This is a genomic window from Streptomyces neyagawaensis (genome assembly GCF_023516595.1).
GTDB classification, from domain to species: Bacteria; Actinomycetota; Actinomycetes; order Streptomycetales; family Streptomycetaceae; genus Streptomyces; species Streptomyces neyagawaensis.
The window spans coordinates 123,919-144,112 of record NZ_JAMGBG010000052.1 but is presented as its reverse complement, the minus strand read 5'-3'; the positions used below and the strand labels follow the sequence as shown (position 1 = coordinate 144,112).

At 70.2% G+C, this 20,194-nt stretch carries 18 protein-coding genes; 16 read left to right on the top strand and 2 right to left on the bottom strand.

The genetic code is table 11. The features are described 5' to 3' along the window. Window positions 1–74: 74 nt before the first annotated feature. Window positions 75–1,304, bottom strand: a complete 1,230-nt coding sequence (locus tag M8J73_RS23445) for a DUF349 domain-containing protein (RefSeq protein ID WP_055537220.1) — start codon at window positions 1,302–1,304, stop codon at window positions 75–77. A 135-nt stretch (window positions 1,305–1,439) separates the two neighbouring features. Continuing rightward, entirely contained in the window at window positions 1,440–2,276 is an 837-nt protein-coding gene (locus M8J73_RS23440) for a peptidylprolyl isomerase (RefSeq protein ID WP_055537221.1), read from the bottom strand. 168 nt (window positions 2,277–2,444) lie between these two features. On the opposite strand from M8J73_RS23440, the gene M8J73_RS23435 reads away from it, so the two are divergent. The 16 genes from M8J73_RS23435 to M8J73_RS23360 all read left to right on the top strand — a co-directional run bounded on the left by M8J73_RS23435 (window position 2,445) and on the right by M8J73_RS23360 (window position 20,175). After that, a complete protein-coding gene (locus tag M8J73_RS23435; protein WP_055537222.1) occupies window positions 2,445–3,161 on the top strand; it encodes an MBL fold metallo-hydrolase in 717 nt (238 codons plus the stop codon). A gap of 13 nt (window positions 3,162–3,174) precedes the next feature. Then, a complete protein-coding gene (gene hisS, locus M8J73_RS23430) occupies window positions 3,175–4,437 on the top strand; it encodes a histidine--tRNA ligase (RefSeq protein WP_055537223.1) in 1,263 nt (420 codons plus the stop codon). 140 nt (window positions 4,438–4,577) lie between these two features. Then, the gene (locus M8J73_RS23425; protein WP_055537224.1) at window positions 4,578–5,225 is read left to right on the top strand and encodes a vitamin K epoxide reductase family protein; all 648 of its coding nucleotides are present in this window, start codon (window positions 4,578–4,580) and stop codon (window positions 5,223–5,225) included. Between the two features lie 47 nt (window positions 5,226–5,272). Further along, on the top strand, window positions 5,273–6,628 hold the full coding sequence (locus M8J73_RS23420; protein WP_055537225.1) for a replication-associated recombination protein A: 1,356 nt from the start codon (window positions 5,273–5,275) through the stop codon (window positions 6,626–6,628). Window positions 6,629–6,928: 300 nt separating this feature from the next. After that, window positions 6,929–7,543 (top strand): 30S ribosomal protein S4, encoded by a 615-nt coding sequence (rpsD, locus tag M8J73_RS23415; RefSeq protein WP_055537226.1) that lies wholly within the window; start codon window positions 6,929–6,931, stop codon window positions 7,541–7,543. A gap of 153 nt (window positions 7,544–7,696) precedes the next feature. After that, on the top strand, window positions 7,697–8,179 hold the full coding sequence (locus M8J73_RS23410; protein WP_107423905.1) for a DUF948 domain-containing protein: 483 nt from the start codon (window positions 7,697–7,699) through the stop codon (window positions 8,177–8,179). 7 nt (window positions 8,180–8,186) lie between these two features. Next, entirely contained in the window at window positions 8,187–8,561 is a 375-nt protein-coding gene (locus M8J73_RS23405; RefSeq protein WP_055537228.1) for a hypothetical protein, read from the top strand. Next, a complete protein-coding gene (gene alaS / locus M8J73_RS23400) occupies window positions 8,561–11,233 on the top strand; it encodes an alanine--tRNA ligase (protein WP_055537229.1) in 2,673 nt (890 codons plus the stop codon). Before M8J73_RS23405 ends, alaS begins: the two co-directional genes overlap by 1 nt. A gap of 73 nt (window positions 11,234–11,306) precedes the next feature. Further along, window positions 11,307–11,771, top strand: a complete 465-nt coding sequence (gene ruvX / locus M8J73_RS23395) for a Holliday junction resolvase RuvX (protein ID WP_240501000.1) — start codon at window positions 11,307–11,309, stop codon at window positions 11,769–11,771. Between the two features lie 124 nt (window positions 11,772–11,895). Continuing rightward, a complete protein-coding gene (mltG, locus tag M8J73_RS23390; protein WP_055537231.1) occupies window positions 11,896–13,686 on the top strand; it encodes an endolytic transglycosylase MltG in 1,791 nt (596 codons plus the stop codon). Continuing rightward, window positions 13,683–14,522, top strand: coding sequence for a shikimate dehydrogenase (locus tag M8J73_RS23385; protein ID WP_055537232.1), 840 nt, complete (start codon window positions 13,683–13,685; stop codon window positions 14,520–14,522). The genes mltG and M8J73_RS23385 overlap by 4 nt, the downstream gene beginning before the upstream one ends. A 309-nt stretch (window positions 14,523–14,831) precedes the next feature. Next, entirely contained in the window at window positions 14,832–16,016 is a 1,185-nt protein-coding gene (gene aroC / locus M8J73_RS23380; protein WP_055537233.1) for a chorismate synthase, read from the top strand. A gap of 32 nt (window positions 16,017–16,048) precedes the next feature. Further along, entirely contained in the window at window positions 16,049–16,531 is a 483-nt protein-coding gene (locus M8J73_RS23375) for a shikimate kinase (protein ID WP_107423906.1), read from the top strand. Next, complete coding sequence (aroB, locus tag M8J73_RS23370) at window positions 16,528–17,619, top strand: 3-dehydroquinate synthase (RefSeq protein WP_249829015.1); 1,092 nt, start codon at window positions 16,528–16,530, stop codon at window positions 17,617–17,619. Before M8J73_RS23375 ends, aroB begins: the two co-directional genes overlap by 4 nt. A 178-nt stretch (window positions 17,620–17,797) precedes the next feature. Next, the gene (locus M8J73_RS23365) at window positions 17,798–18,784 is read left to right on the top strand and encodes an AAA family ATPase (RefSeq protein ID WP_249829014.1); all 987 of its coding nucleotides are present in this window, start codon (window positions 17,798–17,800) and stop codon (window positions 18,782–18,784) included. 284 nt (window positions 18,785–19,068) lie between these two features. Then, complete coding sequence (locus M8J73_RS23360; RefSeq protein WP_055542046.1) at window positions 19,069–20,175, top strand: aminopeptidase P family protein; 1,107 nt, start codon at window positions 19,069–19,071, stop codon at window positions 20,173–20,175. Window positions 20,176–20,194 lie beyond the last annotated feature (19 nt).

Below are 20,194 nucleotides of genomic sequence, written 5' to 3'. Positions count from 1 at the left end.
GCCGACCGGAAACGAGTGAGGGGCTCCCGTACGCACCGTACGGGAGCCCCTCACTCGTCGTTGAGCACGCGGTGTCAGCCGCCGAACTCCTGCAGACCCTTCAGCGCCTGGTCCAGCAGCGCCTGGCGGCCGTCCAGCTCACGCTGGAGCTTGTCGGCCTTGGCGTTGTTGCCCTGGGCGCGGGCCTGCTCGATCTGGCCCTTCAGCTTGTCCACGGCGGCCTGGAGCTGGCCCGTGAGACCGGCCGCGCGGGCGCGGGCCTCCGGGTTCGTCCGGCGCCACTCCGCTTCCTCGGCCTCCTGGATGGCCCGCTCGACCGCGTGCATCCGGCCCTCCACCTTCGGGCGGGCGTCGCGCGGCACATGACCGATGGCCTCCCACCGCTCGTTGACGGAGCGGAAGGCCGCACGGGCCGCCTTCAGGTCCGTCACCGGAAGGATCTTCTCCGCCTCGCCGGCCAGCTCCTCCTTGAGCTTGAGGTTCTCCGACTGCTCGGCGTCACGCTCGGCGAACACCGAGCTGCGGGCGGCGAAGAACACGTCCTGGGCACCGCGGAAGCGGTTCCACAGGTCGTCCTCGTGCTCGCGCTGGGCGCGGCCCGCCGCCTTCCAGTCGGCCATCAGCTCGCGGTAGCGCGCGGCGGTGGGGCCCCAGTCCGTCGAGTTCGACAGCGCCTCGGCCTCGGCGACCAGCTTCTCCTTCGTCTTGCGGGCCTCCTCGCGCTGCGCGTCGAGCTGCGCGAAGTGGGCCTTGCGGCGCTTGGAGAACGCCGACCGGGCGTGCGAGAAGCGGTGCCAGAGCTCGTCGTCGGACTTCCGGTCGAGCCGCGGCAGGCCCTTCCAGGTGTCCACCAGGGCGCGCAGCCGCTCACCGGCCGACCGCCACTGGTCCGACTGCGCCAGCTCCTCCGCCTCGGTGACCAGCGCCTCCTTGGCGTGCCGCGCCTCGTCGGACTGCTTCGCCCGCTGCTGCTTGCGCTCCTCACGGCGCGCCTCGACGGTCTCGACGAGCTTGTCCAGCCGCACCTTGAGCGCGTCCAGGTCACCGACCGCGTGATGCGCGTCCACCTGCTCGCGAATGTGGTCGATCGCGGCCTGGGCGTCCTTCGCCGACAGGTCGGTGGTCTTCACCCGCTTCTCGAGGAGGCCGATTTCGACGACCAGGCCCTCGTACTTGCGCTCGAAGTAGGCCAGCGCCTCCTCAGGGGAGCCGGCCTGCCAGGAACCGACGACCTGCTCGCCGTCGGCCGTACGCACGTACACGGTCCCCGTCTCGTCGACGCGGCCCCACGGGTCGCTGCTCACAGCGCCTCCTCCACATGATGCCTGCGGGGGGCCTTGGCACCCCCGGGCATCGTCCACAGTTTCGTCACGGCCAACATAGGCGACCGGCGGGTTGCCTGTCCGCATCCCGCGCGACCGAAATTTCGCTGTTCGCGGTCAGGACTTCTTGACAGTCGCCTTGTTGATCACCACGGTCGCGTTGGGCGTTCCATCACCCATGCCCGTGTTCTCACCCGCGTCGGCGATCTTCTTCAGGACCTTCATGCCGTCCTTGGTGACCGTGCCGAACGGGGTGTAGTTGGCCGGCAGCGGGCTGTCCTGGAACACCAGGAAGAATTGGCTGCCGCCGCTGTTCTTGCCCTGACCGGTCTGAGCGTTGAACTGGTTCGCCATGGCGACCGTGCCCGCCGGGTACACATCGCCCTTCAGACGCGAGTCCTTGAGGTTCTCGTCGGGGATCGTGTAGCCGGGGCCGCCCATGCCGGTGCCCTTCGGGTCACCGCACTGGAGCACGTAGATGCCCTGCGTGGTGAGACGGTGGCACTTGGTGTGGTCCAAGTAGCCCTTGTTCACCAGGAAGTCGAACGAGTTGACGGTGTGCGGGGCCTTCGCCGCGTCCATCGTTATGCCGATGGAACCGCAGGTCGTCTGCAGGTCCATCGTGTACTTCGCGGCCTTGTCGATGGTGATCGCGGGTTCCTTCTTGAAGGTGAGTTCCTTCACCTTGCCCGCGGCCGGCTTCTCGCACGGATCCGGCGCCTTGCTGGGCTTGGGGCTGGGCGACACCTCCGAGCTCGCGTTCTCCTTCTTGCCGTCGTCCTTCAGGACCCCGGTCGTGTACAGCGCGAGGCTGCCGACCAGGATCACGCCGAGAACCGAGGCGATCACGGCGTTGCGGACATGTGCCTTGCGCCGGGCCTGGGTACGCCGCTGCTGCTGCCGCAAGAACTTCTCCCGGGCGAGCTGACGCCGCCGCTGCTCCTGGCTGACCACCGGGTTCTCTCCCTATGCGTCTCGTACGTCGACGGGTGCGTCGCGCGTCTCGTGAGCCGACTGATTGTGTGTGACCCGTACCGTATATGGGTTCGCTGAGGAAACGGCAGCGCCGGTAGGCTCTGATCCACAGCAACCCACCCCTCGTACGACACAAGAAGGACGATCGTGCTCATTGCCGGGTTCCCCGCCGGGGCCTGGGGGACCAACTGTTATCTGGTCGCCCCCGCCGCCGGTGAGGAGTGCGTGATCATCGACCCGGGCCACCAGGCCACCCAGGGAGTCGAGGAGACGCTGAAGAAGCATCGGCTCAAGCCCGTCGCCGTCGTCCTCACCCACGGCCACCTCGACCATGTGGCCTCGGTCGTCCCGGTGTGCGGCGCGCACGACGTACCGGCGTGGATCCACCCCGAGGACCGGTACATGATGAGCGACCCCGAGAAGGCGCTCGGCCGCTCCATCGGCATGCCGCTCATGGGCGAGCTGACCATCGGAGAGCCCGGCGACGTCAAGGAGCTGACCGACGGTTCGAAGCTGGAGCTGGCCGGTCTGGAGCTGTCCGTCGCGCACGCGCCCGGCCATACCAAGGGGTCGGTGACCTTCCGGATGCCCGAGAACACGGAGATCCCCTCCGTGTTCTTCTCCGGGGATCTGCTCTTCGCCGGCTCCATCGGACGCACCGACCTGCCCGGCGGTGACATGGCCGAGATGCTCGACTCGCTGGCCCGCGTGTGCCTGCCGCTCGACGACTCGACCGTGGTGCTGTCCGGCCACGGCCCCCAGACGACCATCGGCCAGGAGCGCGCCACCAACCCGTATCTGCGGCAGGTGGCGGCCGGCGGCCAGGGATCGGGTCCGACGACCCCTCCCCGACGAGGAATGTGACGAGAGACCTTCCGTGAGTACCTTCCAGGCCCCCAAGGGCACGTACGACCTGCTGCCGCCCCGCTCCGCCAAGTTCCTCGCGGTGCGAGAGGCCATCGCCGGGCCCCTGCGCAATTCCGGGTACGGCTACGTCGAGACGCCCGGCTTCGAGAACGTGGAGCTGTTCGCCCGCGGTGTAGGCGAGTCGACCGACATCGTGACCAAGGAGATGTACGCCTTCGAGACGAAGGGCGGAGACCGGCTGGCCCTGCGCCCCGAGGGCACCGCCTCCGTCCTGCGCGCCACCCTGGAGGCGAACCTCCACCGTCAGGGCAACCTTCCCGTCAAGCTCTGGTACTCGGGTTCGTACTACCGCTACGAGAACCCGCAGGCCGGCCGCTACCGCCACTTCTCCCAGGTCGGTGCCGAGGCCATCGGTGCCGAGGACCCGGCGCTGGACGCCGAGCTGATCATCCTGGCCGACCAGGCGTACCGCTCGCTGGGCCTCCAGAACTTCCGCATCCTGCTCAACAGCCTCGGCGACAAGGAGTGCCGTCCCGTCTACCGGGCCGCACTCCAGGAGTTTTTGCGCGGCCTGGACCTCGACGAGGACACGCTGCGCCGCGCGGACATCAACCCGCTCCGCGTCCTCGACGACAAGCGCGAGTCGGTGCAGAAGCAGCTCGGTGACGCCCCGCTGCTGCGTGACTACCTGTGCGACACCTGCAAGGCGTACCACGAGGAGGTGCGCGAGCTGATCACGGCGGCGGGCGTCTCCTTCGAGGACGACCCGAAGCTCGTCCGCGGCCTGGACTACTACACGCGGACGACCTTCGAGTTCGTCCACGACGGACTGGGCTCCCAGTCCGCGGTGGGCGGCGGTGGCCGCTACGACGGTCTCTCCGAGATGATCGGCGGCCCCGCGCTGCCGTCCGTGGGCTGGGCCCTCGGTGTCGACCGCACGGTCCTCGCCCTGGAAGCGGAGGGCGTCGAACTCGAACTCCCCGCCTCCACCAGCGTGTTCGCCGTCCCGCTCGGCGAGGAGGCCCGCAGGGTCCTGTTCGCCAAGGTCACCGAGTTGCGCAAGGTGGGCATCGCGGCCGACTTCTCGTACGGCGGGAAGGGGCTCAAGGGCGCGATGAAGAACGCCAACCGGAGCGGCGCCCGCTACGCGATCGTCGCGGGCGAGCGGGACCTCGCCGAAGGCGTCGTGCAGCTCAAGGACATGGAGTCCGGCGAGCAGGTGGCGATCGGCGTGAACGAGATCGTGGCCGAGCTGGAAGCCCGACTGGGCTGAGTGGTCAAGCCCGTGCCGCCCCCGTCGCCCGATCAGGGCGACGGGGGCGACATTTACGTCCAGCGAACGGTGGACGCGCGAGGGTGTACGACACAATGACCGTGCCCCAAAGGCCCTTCGGAAGCTACGGATACGACGCGATGAGCAAGACGACAGTCAGGGACGTCTCCATGGAACCGGAACACGACGACCCCCCGCGCACGGTGGGCGCCAGTCGTGCCTTCGCGGTCCTTCTGCTGCTCACCGGCGCGGCCGGACTGCTCGCCGCCTGGGTCATCACGATCGACAAGTTCAAGATCCTGGAAGCCAAGGTCGCCGGCGAGACCTTCACACCCGGGTGCAGCCTGAACCCGGTCGTCTCCTGCGGCAGCGTCATGGAGAGCAAGCAGGCCTCCGTCTTCGGCTTCCCCAACCCGATGCTCGGCCTCGTCGCGTACGGCATCGTCATCTGCGTGGGCATGAGCCTGCTCGCCCGCGCCCGCTTCCCCCGTTGGTACTGGCTGACCCTCAACGGCGGCACCCTCTTCGGCGTCGTCTTCTGCACCTGGCTGCAGTTCCAGTCCCTGTACCGGATCAACGCGCTGTGCCTGTGGTGCTCGCTGGCCTGGGTCGCGACGATCATCATGTTCTGGTACGTCACCTCGTTCAACGTCCGCAACGACCTCCTTACCGCCCCCGGCTGGCTGAAGCGGTTCCTCGCTGAGTTCACCTGGGTCCTGCCGGTCACCCACGTCGGCATCATCGGCATGCTGATCCTGACCCGCTGGGGCGCCAACCTCTGGGCCTGACCCGTCGCGGCGGGGACTGTCGTACCTCTGACGTAGGCTCCGGAAGTGTGGAGCCCGATCTGTTCACCGCCGCCGCCGAAGAACGCCAGGAGAAGGACCCGGCCGCCAGCCCCCTGGCCGTACGGATGCGTCCGCGCACCCTCGACGAGGTCGTGGGCCAGCAGCATCTGCTGAAGCCCGGCTCGCCGCTGCGCAGACTGGTCGGCGAGTCCGGCGGCGGCCCCGCCGGCCCCTCCTCCGTGATCCTCTGGGGCCCGCCCGGCACGGGCAAGACGACCCTCGCATACGTCGTCTCCAAGGCCACCAACAAGCGTTTCGTGGAGCTCTCCGCGATCACCGCCGGCGTCAAGGAGGTCCGCGCGGTCATCGACGGCGCCCGCCGCGCCACCGGCGGCTTCGGCAAGGAGACCGTCCTCTTCCTCGACGAGATCCACCGCTTCAGCAAGGCCCAGCAGGACTCCCTGCTCCCGGCCGTCGAGAACCGCTGGGTCACCCTGATCGCCGCGACCACGGAGAACCCGTACTTCTCGGTGATTTCCCCCCTGCTGTCCCGCTCCCTGCTCCTCACCCTCGAACCCCTCACCGACGACGACGTACGCGGCCTGCTCCAGCGGGCCCTCACCGACGAACGCGGCCTCAAGGGCGCCGTCACCCTCCCCGAGGACACCGAGGCCCACCTCCTGCGCATCGCCGGCGGCGACGCCCGGCGCGCGCTGACCGCCCTGGAGGCCGCGGCCGGCGCCGCCCTCGACAAGGGGGAGGGGGAGATCGGCCTGACGACCCTGGAGGAGACCGTCGACCGGGCCGCCGTGAAGTACGACCGCGACGGCGACCAGCACTACGACGTGGCCAGCGCCCTCATCAAGTCCATCCGCGGCTCCGACGTCGACGCCGCGCTGCACTACCTGGCCCGCATGATCGAGGCCGGCGAGGACCCCCGCTTCATCGCCCGCCGCCTGATGATCTCCGCCAGCGAGGACATCGGCCTCGCCGACCCGAACGCCCTGCCCATAGCCGTCGCCGCCGCGCAGGCCGTCGCCATGATCGGCTTCCCGGAGGCGGCGCTCACCCTCAGCCACGCCACCATCGCCCTGGCCCTCGCCCCCAAGTCGAACGCCGCGACCACCGCGATCGGCGCCGCCATGGAGGACGTCCGCAAGGGGCTGGCCGGGCCGGTGCCGCCACACCTGCGGGACGGCCACTACAAGGGCGCGGCCAAGCTCGGCCACGCCCAGGGGTACGTCTACCCGCACGACCTGCCCGAAGGGATCGCCGCCCAGCAGTACGCGCCGGACGCCCTGAAGGACCGCGCCTACTACACCCCGACCCGCCACGGTGCCGAGGCCCGGTACGCGGACGCCGTGGAATGGACCAGGAAGCACCTCGGTCGGAAGCAGTCCTGAACCCCCTGTAGACTGCCCTTCAGTGCTGCGTCCCGTGTCCGGCTCCGGTCGGCGCCTCAGGCGGGACATGCAGCCGGATCCTCGGATCCAGGAGCGTCGCGCACCGTCGTAGGTGTCGCGGGCCGCCCACCACCGCCCGGATTCCCGGGACCGGTCGGTGGGCCGTTCGTGTGCTGCACGTATGTGCCCAGACCAGGGAGCGGCTGCCCGGAAGTCCCTCGTGGACCTCACGGGAATCCCCGGCTGCGGATGCGACCTCCCGTAACCCTGAGGCAGCCGAATACAGGAAAAGGAAAAACAGTGGCGAACCAGTCCCGCCCCAAGGTCAAGAAGTCGCGTGCCCTCGGCATCGCGCTGACCCCGAAGGCCGTCAAGTACTTCGAGGCCCGTCCCTACCCGCCGGGCGAGCACGGCCGCGGCCGCAAGCAGAACTCGGACTACAAGGTCCGTCTGCTGGAGAAGCAGCGTCTGCGCGCGCAGTACGACGTGTCCGAGCGCCAGCTCGTCCGCGCCTACGAGCGTGCCTCCAAGGTCCAGGGCAAGACCGGTGAGGCCCTGATCATCGAGCTCGAGCGCCGTCTCGACGCGCTGGTCCTGCGTTCGGGCATCGCCCGCACGATCTACCAGGCCCGCCAGATGGTCGTCCACGGCCACATCGAGGTCAACGGCCAGAAGGTCGACAAGCCGTCCTTCCGCGTCAAGCCGGACGACGTCGTCATGGTCCGTGAGCGCAGCCGTCAGAAGCCGCTGTTCGAGATCGCCCGCGAGGGTGGCTTCGCCGCGGACGGTGAGACCCCGCGCTACCTCCAGGTGAACCTCAAGGCCCTGGCGTTCCGCCTGGACCGCGAGCCGAACCGCAAGGAAGTCCCGGTCATCTGCGACGAGCAGCTCGTCGTCGAGTACTACGCCCGTTGATCCTTCGACGGACGTAGTACGGACCACGCGTCAGCCCGTCGTCCTCCCGCCTCTTCCGGCGGGCGGGACGGCGGGCTCTCGCCTTCTGGGGTGGGCGTTAATGCGGTTCGGAGTGACCGCCCCGGCGCGATAGGCTCGGGACACGACTTCTCGATGTTCAGGCATGTCTCAGGGAGCGGGTGGCACACAGTGTCCGGTGGAGAGGTGGCCGGGATCCTGGTGGCCGTCTTCTGGGCGATCCTGGTCTCCTTCCTCGCCGTCGCGCTGGCGAGGCTGGCCCAGACGCTCAAGGCGACCACCAAACTCGTCGCGGACGTGACCGACCAGGCCGTCCCCCTCCTCGCCGACGCCTCCATCGCCGTCCGCTCCGCGCAGACCCAGATCGACCGGGTCGACGCCATCGCGTCCGACGTCCAGGAAGTCACGTCGAACGCCTCGGCGCTCTCCACCACCGTCGCCTCCACCTTCGGCGGCCCCCTCGTCAAGGTCGCCGCCTTCGGCTACGGAGTACGCCGGGCCATGGGCGGCCGCCGCGAGGGCGAGGCACCCGGGGACCAGCGGCGTACGGTGATCGTGGGCCGCACGGTCCCGGGGGCCCGTCGAAGCAAGCGCAGCACCCGTGGAAAGAAGGACTGACCGAGCGATGTTCCGCCGTACGTTCTGGTTCACCACCGGTGTCGCCGCCGGAGTGTGGGCGACCACCAAGGTCAACCGCAAGCTGAAGCAGCTCACGCCCGAACACCTCGCCACCCAGGCGGCGAACAAGGCGATCGAGGCGGGCCACAAGCTCAAGGACCGGGCGGTCGGCTTCGCGCTCGACGTCCGCGACAACATGGCCCAGCGGGAGGCCGAACTCGGCGAGGCCCTCGGTATCGAGGCCAACCCCGATCGCCTTCCGGAGCTCCCGGCCCCCCGGCGCGTCGCTGCCATCGAGAACAGCAACACCCCGAAGTACAGCAGGAATCCGAGGTACGTCGACAACTCGTCGTACCCGTACAACCGGAATGAGGACCACTGATGGAGTCGGCCGAGATTCGTCGCCGCTGGTTGAGCTTCTTCGAGGAGCGCGGTCACACCGTTGTCCCTTCGGCGTCGCTCATCGCGGACGACCCGACTCTGCTCCTGGTCAACGCGGGCATGGTCCCCTTCAAGCCGTACTTCCTCGGTGAGGTCAAGCCCCCCTTCTCCCGCGCCACCAGCGTGCAGAAGTGCGTCCGTACGCCGGACATCGAAGAGGTCGGCAAGACCACCCGGCACGGCACGTTCTTCCAGATGTGCGGCAACTTCTCCTTCGGCGACTACTTCAAGGAAGGCGCCATCAAGTACGCCTGGGAGCTGCTCACCAGCCCCCAGGACAAGGGTGGTTACGGCCTGGAGCCGGAGAAGCTCTGGATCACCGTCTACAAGGACGACGACGAGGCCGAGCGCATCTGGCACGAGCAGATCGGCGTGCCCAAGGAGCGCATCCAGCGCCTCGGCATGAAGGACAACTACTGGTCCATGGGCGTCCCCGGCCCCTGCGGCCCGTGCTCCGAGATCAACTACGACCGCGGCCCCGAGTTCGGCGTCGAGGGCGGCCCGGCCGTCAACGACGAGCGGTACGTGGAGATCTGGAACCTGGTCTTCATGCAGTACGAGCGCGGCGAGGGCACCTCGAAGGAGGACTTCGAGATCCTCGGCGAGCTGCCCAGCAAGAACATCGACACGGGCCTCGGCCTGGAGCGCCTCGCCATGATTCTGCAGGGCGTGCAGAACATGTACGAGATCGACACCTCCATGGCCGTCATCGACAAGGCCACCGAGCTGACCGGCGTCCGCTACGGCGACGCCAAGGACTCCGACGTCTCCCTGCGCGTGGTCACCGACCACATCCGCACCGCCGTGATGCTCATCGGCGACGGCGTCACCCCCGGCAACGAGGGCCGCGGCTACGTCCTGCGCCGCATCATGCGCCGCGCCATCCGCAACATGCGTCTCCTCGGCGCCACCGGCCCGGTCGTCCAGGACCTCATCGACGTGGTCATCAACATGATGGGCCAGCAGTACCCCGAGCTGATCACCGACCGCGAGCGCATCGAGAAGGTCGCCCTCGCCGAGGAGGCCGCCTTCCTCAAGACGCTGAAGGCCGGCACCAACATCCTCGACACCGCCGTCACCGACACCAAGGCCGCCGGCGGCAAGGTCCTCGCCGGTGACAAGGCGTTCCTGCTCCACGACACCTGGGGCTTCCCGATCGACCTCACCCTGGAGATGGCCGCCGAGCAGGGCCTGACCGTGGACGAGGACGGCTTCCGCCGCCTGATGAAGGAGCAGCGGGACCGCGCCAAGGCAGACGCCAAGGCCAAGAAGACGGGCCACGCCGACCTCGGCGCCTACCGCGAGATCGCCGACAACTCCGGCGAGACCGACTTCATCGGCTACGACAGCACCGAGGGCGAGTCCACGGTCGTCGGCATCCTCGTCGACGGTGTCTCCTCGCCCGCCGCCACCGAGGGCGACGAGGTCGAGATCGTCCTCGACCGCACCCCGTTCTACGCCGAGGGCGGCGGCCAGATCGGCGACACCGGACGCATCAGGCTCGACTCCGGTGCCGTCATCGAGGTCCGCGACTGCCAGAAGCCGGTCCCGGGCGTGTACGTCCACAAGGGCGTCGTCCAGGTAGGCGAGGTGACCGTCGGCGCCAAGGCCCATGCCTCGATCGACTCCCGCCGCCGCACGGCCATCGCCCGCGCCCACTCCGCCACCCACCTCACCCACCAGGCGCTGCGGGACGCCCTCGGTCCGACGGCCGCCCAGGCCGGTTCCGAGAACCAGCCCGGCCGTTTCCGCTTCGACTTCGGTTCGCCGTCCGCCGTTCCCACGGCCGTGATGACCGACGTCGAGCAGAAGATCAACGAGGTGCTGGCCCGCGATCTCGACGTGCGCGCCGATGTCATGGGCATCGACGAGGCCAAGAAGCAGGGCGCCATCGCCGAGTTCGGCGAGAAGTACGGCGACCGCGTCCGCGTGGTGACCATCGGCGACTTCTCCAAGGAGCTGTGCGGCGGCACGCACGTCCACAACACCTCGCAGCTCGGCCTGGTCAAGCTGCTCGGCGAGTCCTCCATCGGCTCCGGTGTGCGCCGTATCGAGGCCCTCGTCGGTGTCGACGCCTACAACTTCCTCGCCCGTGAGCACACGGTCGTCGCCCAGCTCCAGGAGCTGATCAAGGGCCGTCCGGAGGAGCTCCCGGAGAAGGTCTCCGCCATGCTCGGCAAGCTGAAGGACGCCGAGAAGGAGATCGAGAAGTTCCGCGCCGAGAAGGTGCTGCAGGCCGCCGCCGGTCTCGCCGAGTCCGCCAAGGACGTTCGCGGTGTTGCCCTGGTGACCGGTCAGGTCCCGGACGGCACGACCGCCGACGACCTCCGCAAGCTGGTCCTCGACGTGCGCGGACGCATCCAGGGCGGCCGGGCCGCCGTGGTCGCCCTGTTCACCACGGTGAACGGCAAGCCGCTGACGGTCATCGCCACCAACGAGGCCGCCCGCGAGCGGGGTCTGAAGGCCGGCGACCTGGTCCGCACGGCCGCCAAGACCCTCGGTGGGGGTGGCGGCGGCAAGCCGGACGTCGCCCAGGGCGGCGGCCAGAACCCGGCCGCCATCGGTGAGGCCGTGGACGCGGTGGAGCGCCTGGTCGCCGAGACGGCCAAGTGAGCACGGCCGGAGCGACGGATCGAGTGAGCCGGTGAACACCGCCGATCACAGGAGCGAAGACGACGGCCCGGTCATGCGCCGCGGCCGTCGCCTCGCGATCGACGTGGGCGACGCCCGTATCGGGGTCGCCTCGTGCGATCCCGACGGGATCCTCGCCACCCCGGTGGAGACGGTCCCCGGGCGTGATGTCCCGGCCGCCCAGCGCCGGTTGGGGCAACTCGTCGACGAGTACGAACCGATCGAGGTCGTCGTCGGTCTCCCTCGTTCCCTCAAGGGGGGCGAGGGCCCTGCGGCGGTCAAGGTTCGAAAGTTCGCACAGGAGTTGGCGCGCATGATCGCGCCCATTCCGGTCAGACTCGTCGACGAGAGGATGACCACAGTGACAGCCGGCCAGGGACTGCGCGCTTCGGGGGTCAAGTCGAAAAAGGGCAGGTCGGTGATCGACCAGGCAGCGGCGGTGATCATCCTGCAACAAGCGCTGGAATCCGAACGGGTGTCAGGTAAAGCTCCCGGCGAAGGCGTCGAAGTGGCCCACTGATCGCGATACGGTAACGTTCCGCGCGATGCGGTGGCCTTCGAACAGCCTCCGCACAGAAAGAGGCGGGGACGAAAGCCGAGCCACAAGCCCCGCGTAACCGCCGCCTCGCGGCTCTAGGGGATCGATGACTGAGTATGGCCGGGGCCCGGGCTCCGAACCGTGGCATCCGGACGACCCGTTGTACGGGGACGGCGGATGGAGCGGGCAGCAGGCCCAGGTGGGCCAGCAGGCCCCCTACGGCGGCCAGCCACAGCAGCACTACCCCGAGCAGCAGCAGTACCAGCAGTACGCCGACGGCAACGGCAACGGCGGTTGGGGCAACGGCCAGCAGGACGCCTACGCCCAGCAGCAGTACCAGCAGGAGTACGGCGACCCGGGCCAGCAGCCGTACGCAGACCAGCACCAGCAGCATTACCCCGGCCATGACCAGCAGCACTACGGCCAGGCCGACGGCGGCTGGGCGAACGGCTCGCACCAGCACGCGCAGGGCGCCTACACCCCCGACCCCTCCGACCCGTACGGACAGCAGCAGGCGGCGGCCTACGGCGGCGGTCAGCAGGACTTCTACGGCACACCCGACGCGTATCCGCCGCCGGAGCCGCCGTCCCGTCGCGCCGCGGAACCGGCACCCGCGCCGACGCCACCGGCTGCGCCCGAGCCGGAGGAGCAGCAGGCCGGCGAGCGCACCGATTGGGACCCCGGACCCGACCAGGGCGAGCTCGCGTTCTTCGCGGGTGGCTCGGATGACGATGACGACGAAGCCGAGGAGCGCAGCGGCCGAAGCGAACGGAAAGGCCGCGGAGGCAAGTCGGGGAAGACGGGCAAGGGCGGCAAGAAACGCCGTAGCGGCCTCGCCTGCCTGGTGGTCGTCGTGGTCCTCGGCGGTGGTTTCGCGGGCGTCAGCTATTTCGGGTACCAGTTCTACCAAAGCCGTTTTGCCGAGGCTGCCGATTACGAGGGATCCGGCACGAACGAGACGGTCACGATCACGGTCGGCAAGGGCGAATTCGGCTCGGTGATCGGGCAGAAGCTGAAGGCGGCGGGGGTTGTCGAGAGCGTCGAGGCATTTACCAACGCGCTGGCGGAGGATCCCTCGAAACCCCAGATCCAGGCGGGCGTTTATCTGCTGAAGAAGGAGATGTCCGCCAAGAGCGCCCTCGCGTTGATGCTCGACCCCAAGAGCCAGAACAACTTCACCGTCCCCGAAGGCGAACGCAACAACGACGTCTACGCCAGGATCGACAAGGAGTTGGGCCTCAAGAAGGGGACGACCAAGGACGTCGCCGAGAAGGAGTGGTCGAAGCTCGGCCTTCCCGAGTGGGCGAACGACAACGAGGACGTCAAGGATCCGCTGGAAGGATTCCTCTACCCCTCCACCTATCCGGTGGCCAAGGGGATGAAGCCCGAGGACGTCCTGAAGGAAATGGTCGACCTCGCGAAGGCGAAGTACGAGCAATTCGACCTGGAGGGCAAGGCGAAGGGCCTCAAGCTGGAGAGTCCGCTCCAGGTGGTCACGGTGGCGAGCCTGGTCCAGGCCGAGGGCGACAACAGGAAGGACTTCCGGAAGATCGCGCGGGTTGTCTACAACCGGCTCGAGCCGACCAACCAGGAGACCTTCGGTCTGCTCGACTTCGACTCGACGGTGAACTACCTGCGTGGTGAATCCAAGCTGGCGACGGGTTCGGTCGACTCGCTGCGGCAGATCGACGACCCGTACAACACGTACAAGATCAAGGGTCTGCCGCCCGGACCCATCGGAAACCCCGGTGACGAGGCGATCGAGGGAGCCCTCGATCCGGCCAAGGGTGGCTGGTACTACTTCGTCTCCTTGAAGAAGGAGACGTTGTTCGCCGAGACGAACGAAGAGCAGAACCGCAATCGCCAGAAGTACCTGAAGGAACTGAACGGGCAATGAGCCGCACCACCAACAAGCACCGTGCCGCCGTGCTCGGGTCGCCGATCGCTCACTCGCTCTCGCCGGTGCTGCACAGGGCCGCTTACGCCGAACTCGGGCTCACCGACTGGACGTACGACCGGTTCGAGGTCGACGAGGAGGCGTTGCCCGCGTTCGTCGAGAAGCTCGGCCCCGAGTGGGCGGGGCTGTCGCTGACGATGCCGCTGAAGCGGGCCGTCATGCCGCTGCTGGACGAGATCAGCGAGACGGCGATGTCGGTGGAGGCGGTCAACACGCTGGTGTTCGGCGAGGACGGGCGGCGGATCGGTGACAACACCGACATCCCGGGCATGGTCGCGGCCCTGCGGGAGCGCGGTATCGAGCAGGTCGAGTCCGCCGCGATCCTCGGCGCCGGGGCCACCGCGTCGTCCGCGCTGGCGGCGCTCGCGCGGATCTGCACCGGCGAGGTCGTGGCGTACGTGCGCAGCGACGCCCGCGCCGCCGAGATGCGGCAGTGGGGCGAGCGGCTGGAGGTCGAGGTGCGGACGGCCGACTGGGCGGACGCCGAGCAGGCGCTGAGCGCTCCTCTGGTGATCGCCACGACGCCGGCCGGGGCCACGGACGCACTGTCCGGGGCCGTACCGGAGCGGCCGACGACGCTGTTCGACGTGCTGTACCACCCCTGGCCCACCGAGCTGGCGGCGCGCTGGTCGGCCTACGGCGGTGCCGTGGTCAGCGGGCTCGACCTGCTGGTCCACCAGGCGGTTCTCCAGGTCGAGCAGATGACCGGTTGCAAGGCTGCCCCGGTGGGCGCGATGCGGCAGGCAGGCGAGAGGGCCCTGGCCGAGCGGGGCTAGGGCCCGAGGTGACTCGGCGCGGGCCACGTAAGGGCCGCGTGACGGTCCCACGTGCGGTGCCGCTCACCGGCGTGTGCCGATCCCGCGCAGGTTCTGTACCGAGGGGTAACCCGGCGCGATCACCGCGAGGCGGCCCGGGGCGCCCACTGGCGCGTCCGCCTGATGGACCTGCGACCGGGTTGTGCGCCCGGACGTGGGAGGATCGGAGGTGGCGGGCCGGGGCCGCGCACCCGGTAGCCGTCGCCGTACGCAGGACGCGCGTACACGCAGGCAGGACGCAGTACCAGGGCGCGAGACTGAGGAGCACCGTTGAGCAGGTTGCGCTGGCTGACCGCGGGGGAGTCCCACGGTCCCGCACTTGTCGCGACGCTGGAGGGCCTTCCCGCCGGCGTGCCGATCACCACGGAGATGGTGGCGGACCACCTGGCCCGCCGGCGCCTCGGCTATGGACGCGGTGCCCGGATGAAGTTCGAGCGCGACGAGATCACGTTCATCGGCGGCGTGCGACACGGACTGACCATGGGCTCGCCGGTGGCGATCATGGTCGGCAACACCGAGTGGCCCAAGTGGGAGCAGGTCATGTCGGCCGACCCGGTCGACCCCGAGATCCTCGCCGGCCTCGCCCGCAACGCCCCGCTGACCCGTCCCCGCCCCGGCCACGCCGACCTCGCCGGCATGCAGAAGTACGGCTTCGACGAGGCCCGGCCGGTCCTGGAGCGGGCCTCCGCCCGGGAGACCGCCGCCCGCGTCGCCCTCGGCGCCGTGGCCCGGTCGTACCTCAAGGAGACCGCCGGGATCGAGATCGTCAGCCACGTCGTCGAGCTGGCCGCCGCGAAGGCCCCCTACGGCGTGTACCCGACCCCCGCCGATGTCGAGAAGCTGGACGCCGACCCGGTGCGCTGCCTCGACGCGGACGCCTCGAAGGCGATGGTCGCCGAGATCGACCAGGCCCACAAGGACGGCGACACGCTCGGCGGCGTCGTCGAGGTGCTGGCCTACGACGTGCCGGTGGGCCTCGGCTCGCACGTGCACTGGGACCGCCGCCTCGATGCCCGGCTCGCCGCCGCGCTGATGGGCATCCAGGCGATCAAGGGCGTCGAGGTCGGCGACGGCTTCGACCTGGCCCGGGTGCCGGGCTCCAAGGCGCACGACGAGATCCTCGCCACCGACCAGGGCATCAAGCGGGCCACCGGCCGCTCCGGCGGCACCGAGGGCGGGCTCACCACGGGCGAGCTGCTGCGCGTGCGCGCCGCCATGAAGCCCATCGCGACCGTGCCGCGCGCGCTCCAGACCGTGGACGTCACCACGGGGGAGGCCGCGCAGGCCCACCACCAGCGCTCCGACGTGTGCGCGGTGCCCGCCGCCGGCATCGTCGCCGAGGCCATGGTCGCGCTGGTCCTGGCCGACGCGGTGGCCGAGAAGTTCGGCGGCGACAGCGTCACCGAGACCCGCCGCAACGTCCGCTCGTACCTCGACAACCTCGCGATCCGGTGAGCCCGGTGCCTCTGGTCGTTCTCGTCGGCCCCATGGGCGTCGGCAAGTCCACCGTCGGACAGCTGCTCGCCGAGCGGCTCGGCGTCGCCTACCGCGACACCGACGACGACATCGTGGCCGCGCAGGGCCGCACGGTCGCGGAGATCTTCGTCGACGAGGGCGAGGCCGCCTTCCGCGCCATCGAGAAGCAGGCCGTGCACACGGCGCTCGCCTCGCACGACGGGATCCTCGCCCTCGGTGGCGGCGCCATCCTCGACCAGGACACCCGCGCCCTGCTCGCCGGAGAGCGCGTCGTCTATCTCTCGATGGACGTCGAGGAGGCGGTCAAGCGCACCGGCCTCAACACCGCCCGGCCGCTGCTCGCCGTCAACCCCCGCAAGCAGTGGCGGGAGCTGATGGAGGCCCGCCGCCACCTCTACGAGGAGATCGCCACGGCCGTCGTGCCCACGGACGGCCGCACGCCCGAGGAAGTCACCCAAGCGGCCCTGAACGCCCTGGAGTTGAAGGAAGCATGAGCGAGACAGTGACCCGGATCCAGGTCGGCGGCACGGCGGGCACCGAGCCGTACGAGGTCCTGGTGGGCCGCCAACTCCTCGGTGAGCTGGGCGGGCTGATCGGCGACCGGGCCAAACGGGTCGCGGTGATCCACCCCGAGGCGCTGGACGAGACCGCCGAGGCCCTGCGCGCCGATCTGGCCGGGCAGGGTTACGAGGCCGTCGCCATCCAGGTGCCCAACGCGGAGGAGGCGAAGACCGCCGAGGTCGCCGCCTACTGCTGGAAGGCGCTCGGCCAGTCCGGGTTCACCCGCACCGACGTCATCGTGGGCGTCGGCGGCGGCGCCACCACGGACCTCGCCGGGTTCGTGGCGGCGACCTGGCTGCGCGGCGTCCGCTGGATCGCCATCCCCACCACGGTCCTCGCCATGGTGGACGCGGCGGTCGGCGGCAAGACCGGCATCAACACCGCCGAGGGCAAGAACCTCGTCGGCTCCTTCCACCCGCCCGCCGGGGTGCTCTGCGACCTCGCCGCGCTCGACTCGCTGCCGGTCAACGACTACGTGTCCGGGCTCGCCGAGATCATCAAGGCCGGCTTCATCGCCGACCCGGTGATCCTCGACCTCATCGAGGCCGACCCGCAGGCCGCGCGCACGCCCGCCGGACCGCACACGGCCGAGCTGATCGAACGGTCCATCCGGGTCAAGGCCGAAGTCGTCTCCGGCGACCTCAAGGAGTCCGGCCGCCGCGAGGTCCTCAACTACGGCCACACCCTCGCCCACGCCATCGAGAAGAACGAACGCTACAAGTGGCGCCACGGCGCGGCCGTGTCCGTCGGCATGCACTTCGCCGCCGAACTGGGCCGTCTGGCGGGCCGGTTGGACGACGCGACCGCCGACCGCCACCGCACGGTCCTGGAGTCCGTCGGACTGCCGCTGCACTACCGCTACGACCAGTGGCCCAAGCTGCTGGAGACCATGAAGGTCGACAAGAAGTCCCGCGGCGACCTGCTGCGCTTCATCGTCCTCGACGGCCTGGCCAAGCCCACCGTCCTGGAGGGGCCCGACCCCGCGGTGCTCCTCGCGGCGTACGGCGAAGTGGGCCAGTAACGCCCGTTCGGGCCGTGCTTGCCCGATTCGCCTTGTGGTCATGGCCACTTGGGCACTCCGGGACGCCCCCGGCCGTTCACCAATCGGCGGCCGGGGGCGGTACCGTTCGGTGAGGGCGGGGGTCCCAGAGCCCCGCCTGCCAGTGTCGATGTGACTGTACGAGACGGAGTGGCACCGGATGCAGCACGCAGTGGGAGCTCCGCTGCCGCCGCCCCACCGGCCGGGGCAGGACCCGGCGACCCCCTGGTCGCCCACCGCGAACCACCAGGGACACCCCGCCGCACCGCACCCGGGAGCACCGGGCGCCACGCCTCCGGGCCACCCCGGCGCGAGCCACCCCGCTCCTCCCCCCGTGCCCCCGGCCCCGCACCCCGGCCACGCCCCGGCGAGCCCGCCCGCGCCCATGGCGCCCCCCGCGCCGTCGGCCCCGCCGGGATCGGTGCCCCCGCCCGCACCGGGCTTCGCGGGAGGCCCCGGGCATCCGCCCGCCTCACCCCCGCAGCACACCGGTGTGCCCCGGGACACCACCGGACACGTGCAACTGCCGCCGGGCGGCCCCGTCACCATGCCGAGCCCGCCGCCCGCCGCCGGCGCGCCGGACGTCACGACCACCACGCTCGCCGTCCTCCTCATCGGCCCCGCGGGCGCGGGCAAGACGAGCGTCGCCAAGTACTGGGCGGACCACCGCCGGGTGCCCACCGCGCACATCAGCCTCGACGACGTGCGCGAATGGGTCCGCTCGGGCTTCGCCGACCCGCAGTCCGGGTGGAACGACAACTCCGAGGCGCAGTACCGTCTCGCCCGCCGCACCTGCGGCTTCGCCGCGCGGAACTTCCTGGCCAACGGCATCTCCTGCATCCTCGACGACGCGGTCTTCCCCGACCGCCCCGTCGTCGGCCTCGGCGGCTGGAAGCGACATGTCGGCCCCGGCCTCCTCCCCGTCGTCCTCCTGCCCGGCCTGGAGATCGTCCTCGAACGCAACGCGGAGCGCACGGGCAACCGCCGCCTCACCGACGAGGAGGTCGCCCGCATCCACGGCCGCATGGCCGGCTGGTACGGCTCGGGCCTCCCCATCATCGACAACTCCCAACTGGACGTCCCCGCCACGGCCCGAGTCCTGGACGAGGTCCTGGCCAGATCAATAGCAAGCCCCCCGAAGTGGTAACAAGTCCGGCAGGGCAGCTCTGAGGGCGGCAGGGTAGGTCGCGGCCGACAAGGCAGGTCACACGAGCGGCGAGGCAGGTCGAGGGCGGCAAGGCAGACCGACGGAACCGGTGACCACCGCTCAGCCCCAGCAACCCAAGGGACGCGGGGAACTGCGCGACAAGCCCCCACCCACCCGCACCCCGCACACCACCAGTCCCACCCCCTCCCTCCCCGGCCCTCCCCGCACCCCCACTCGGCCGCACTGAACCGGCGCCCGACCAGCGGAGCTCATACGCTCGGGGCATGTCAGACGCCCACGCCGCCCGCCGAACCCGGCTGAGAGAACGCTGCCAGGCGAGCGGCAGCGCCACCGCTCTCGTGACCCGCCCGGCCAACGTGCGGTACCTCACGGGCGCGGCCCCCCGCGGCGCCGTCCTCCTGCTCGGCGCGGCCGAGGACGTCCTCCTCTGCGGCGCACCCCCGAGGGGCGACAGCTCCGAGGGGCGGCCCGACGACGCCGTCCGCGTCCACCTGCTGCCGAAGCCCGGCGGCGACCCGGCGGTCGCGGCCGCCGACCTCGTCACGGCCGCCGGCGCCGAGTCCCTCGCCGTGGAGGAGCACCACCTCACCGTGGCCCGGCACCGGGCGCTCCGCTCAGTCGCCCCCCGGCTGCGGCTCACCGACCTCGGCGGCGCGGTCGAGCAGCTCCGGGTCGTCAAGGACGAGGAGGAGATCTCCTGTCTGCGCATCGGCGCGGAGATCGCCGACCAGGCCCTCGGGGAACTCCTGGAGTCGATCCTCGTCGGCCGTACCGAACGCCACCTCGCCCTGGAACTGGAGCGCCGCCTGGTCGACCACGGCGCCGACGGCCCCGCCTTCGCCACCTCCGTCGCCACGGGCCCCAACTCCGGCCGCCGCGGCCACCTCCCCACCGATCGCCGCGTCGAGGAGGGTGACTTCCTCTCCGTGTGCCTCGGCGCCGTCTACCGCGGCTACCGCTGCGAGATCGGCCGCACCTTCGTCATCGGGACCTCGCCGGCCGACTGGCAGATCGAGCTCTACGACCTCGTCTTCGCAGCCCAGCGGGCCGGCCGCGAGAGCCTCGTCCCCGGCGCCGCCTATCGCGCCGTCGACCGCGCGGCCCGTCACGTACTGGACTCCGCGGGTCACGGCGCGGACCTCCCGGCACTGATGGGGCACGGTGTGGGACTCGAAATCGACGAGGACCCGCAGTTGGCCCCCGCGGCCATGGGTAAACTGGACGCTTGCGTGCCGGTCACCGTCGAACCGGGGGTCCACCTCCCGGGCCGGGGCGGTGTCCGGATCGATGACACGCTCGTCGTACGCCCCGAGGCGGACGGCGGACCCGAGCTACTCACCATCACGACCAAGGAGCTGCTCGCGCTCTAGCCCTTGAGCTGCGCGCGTG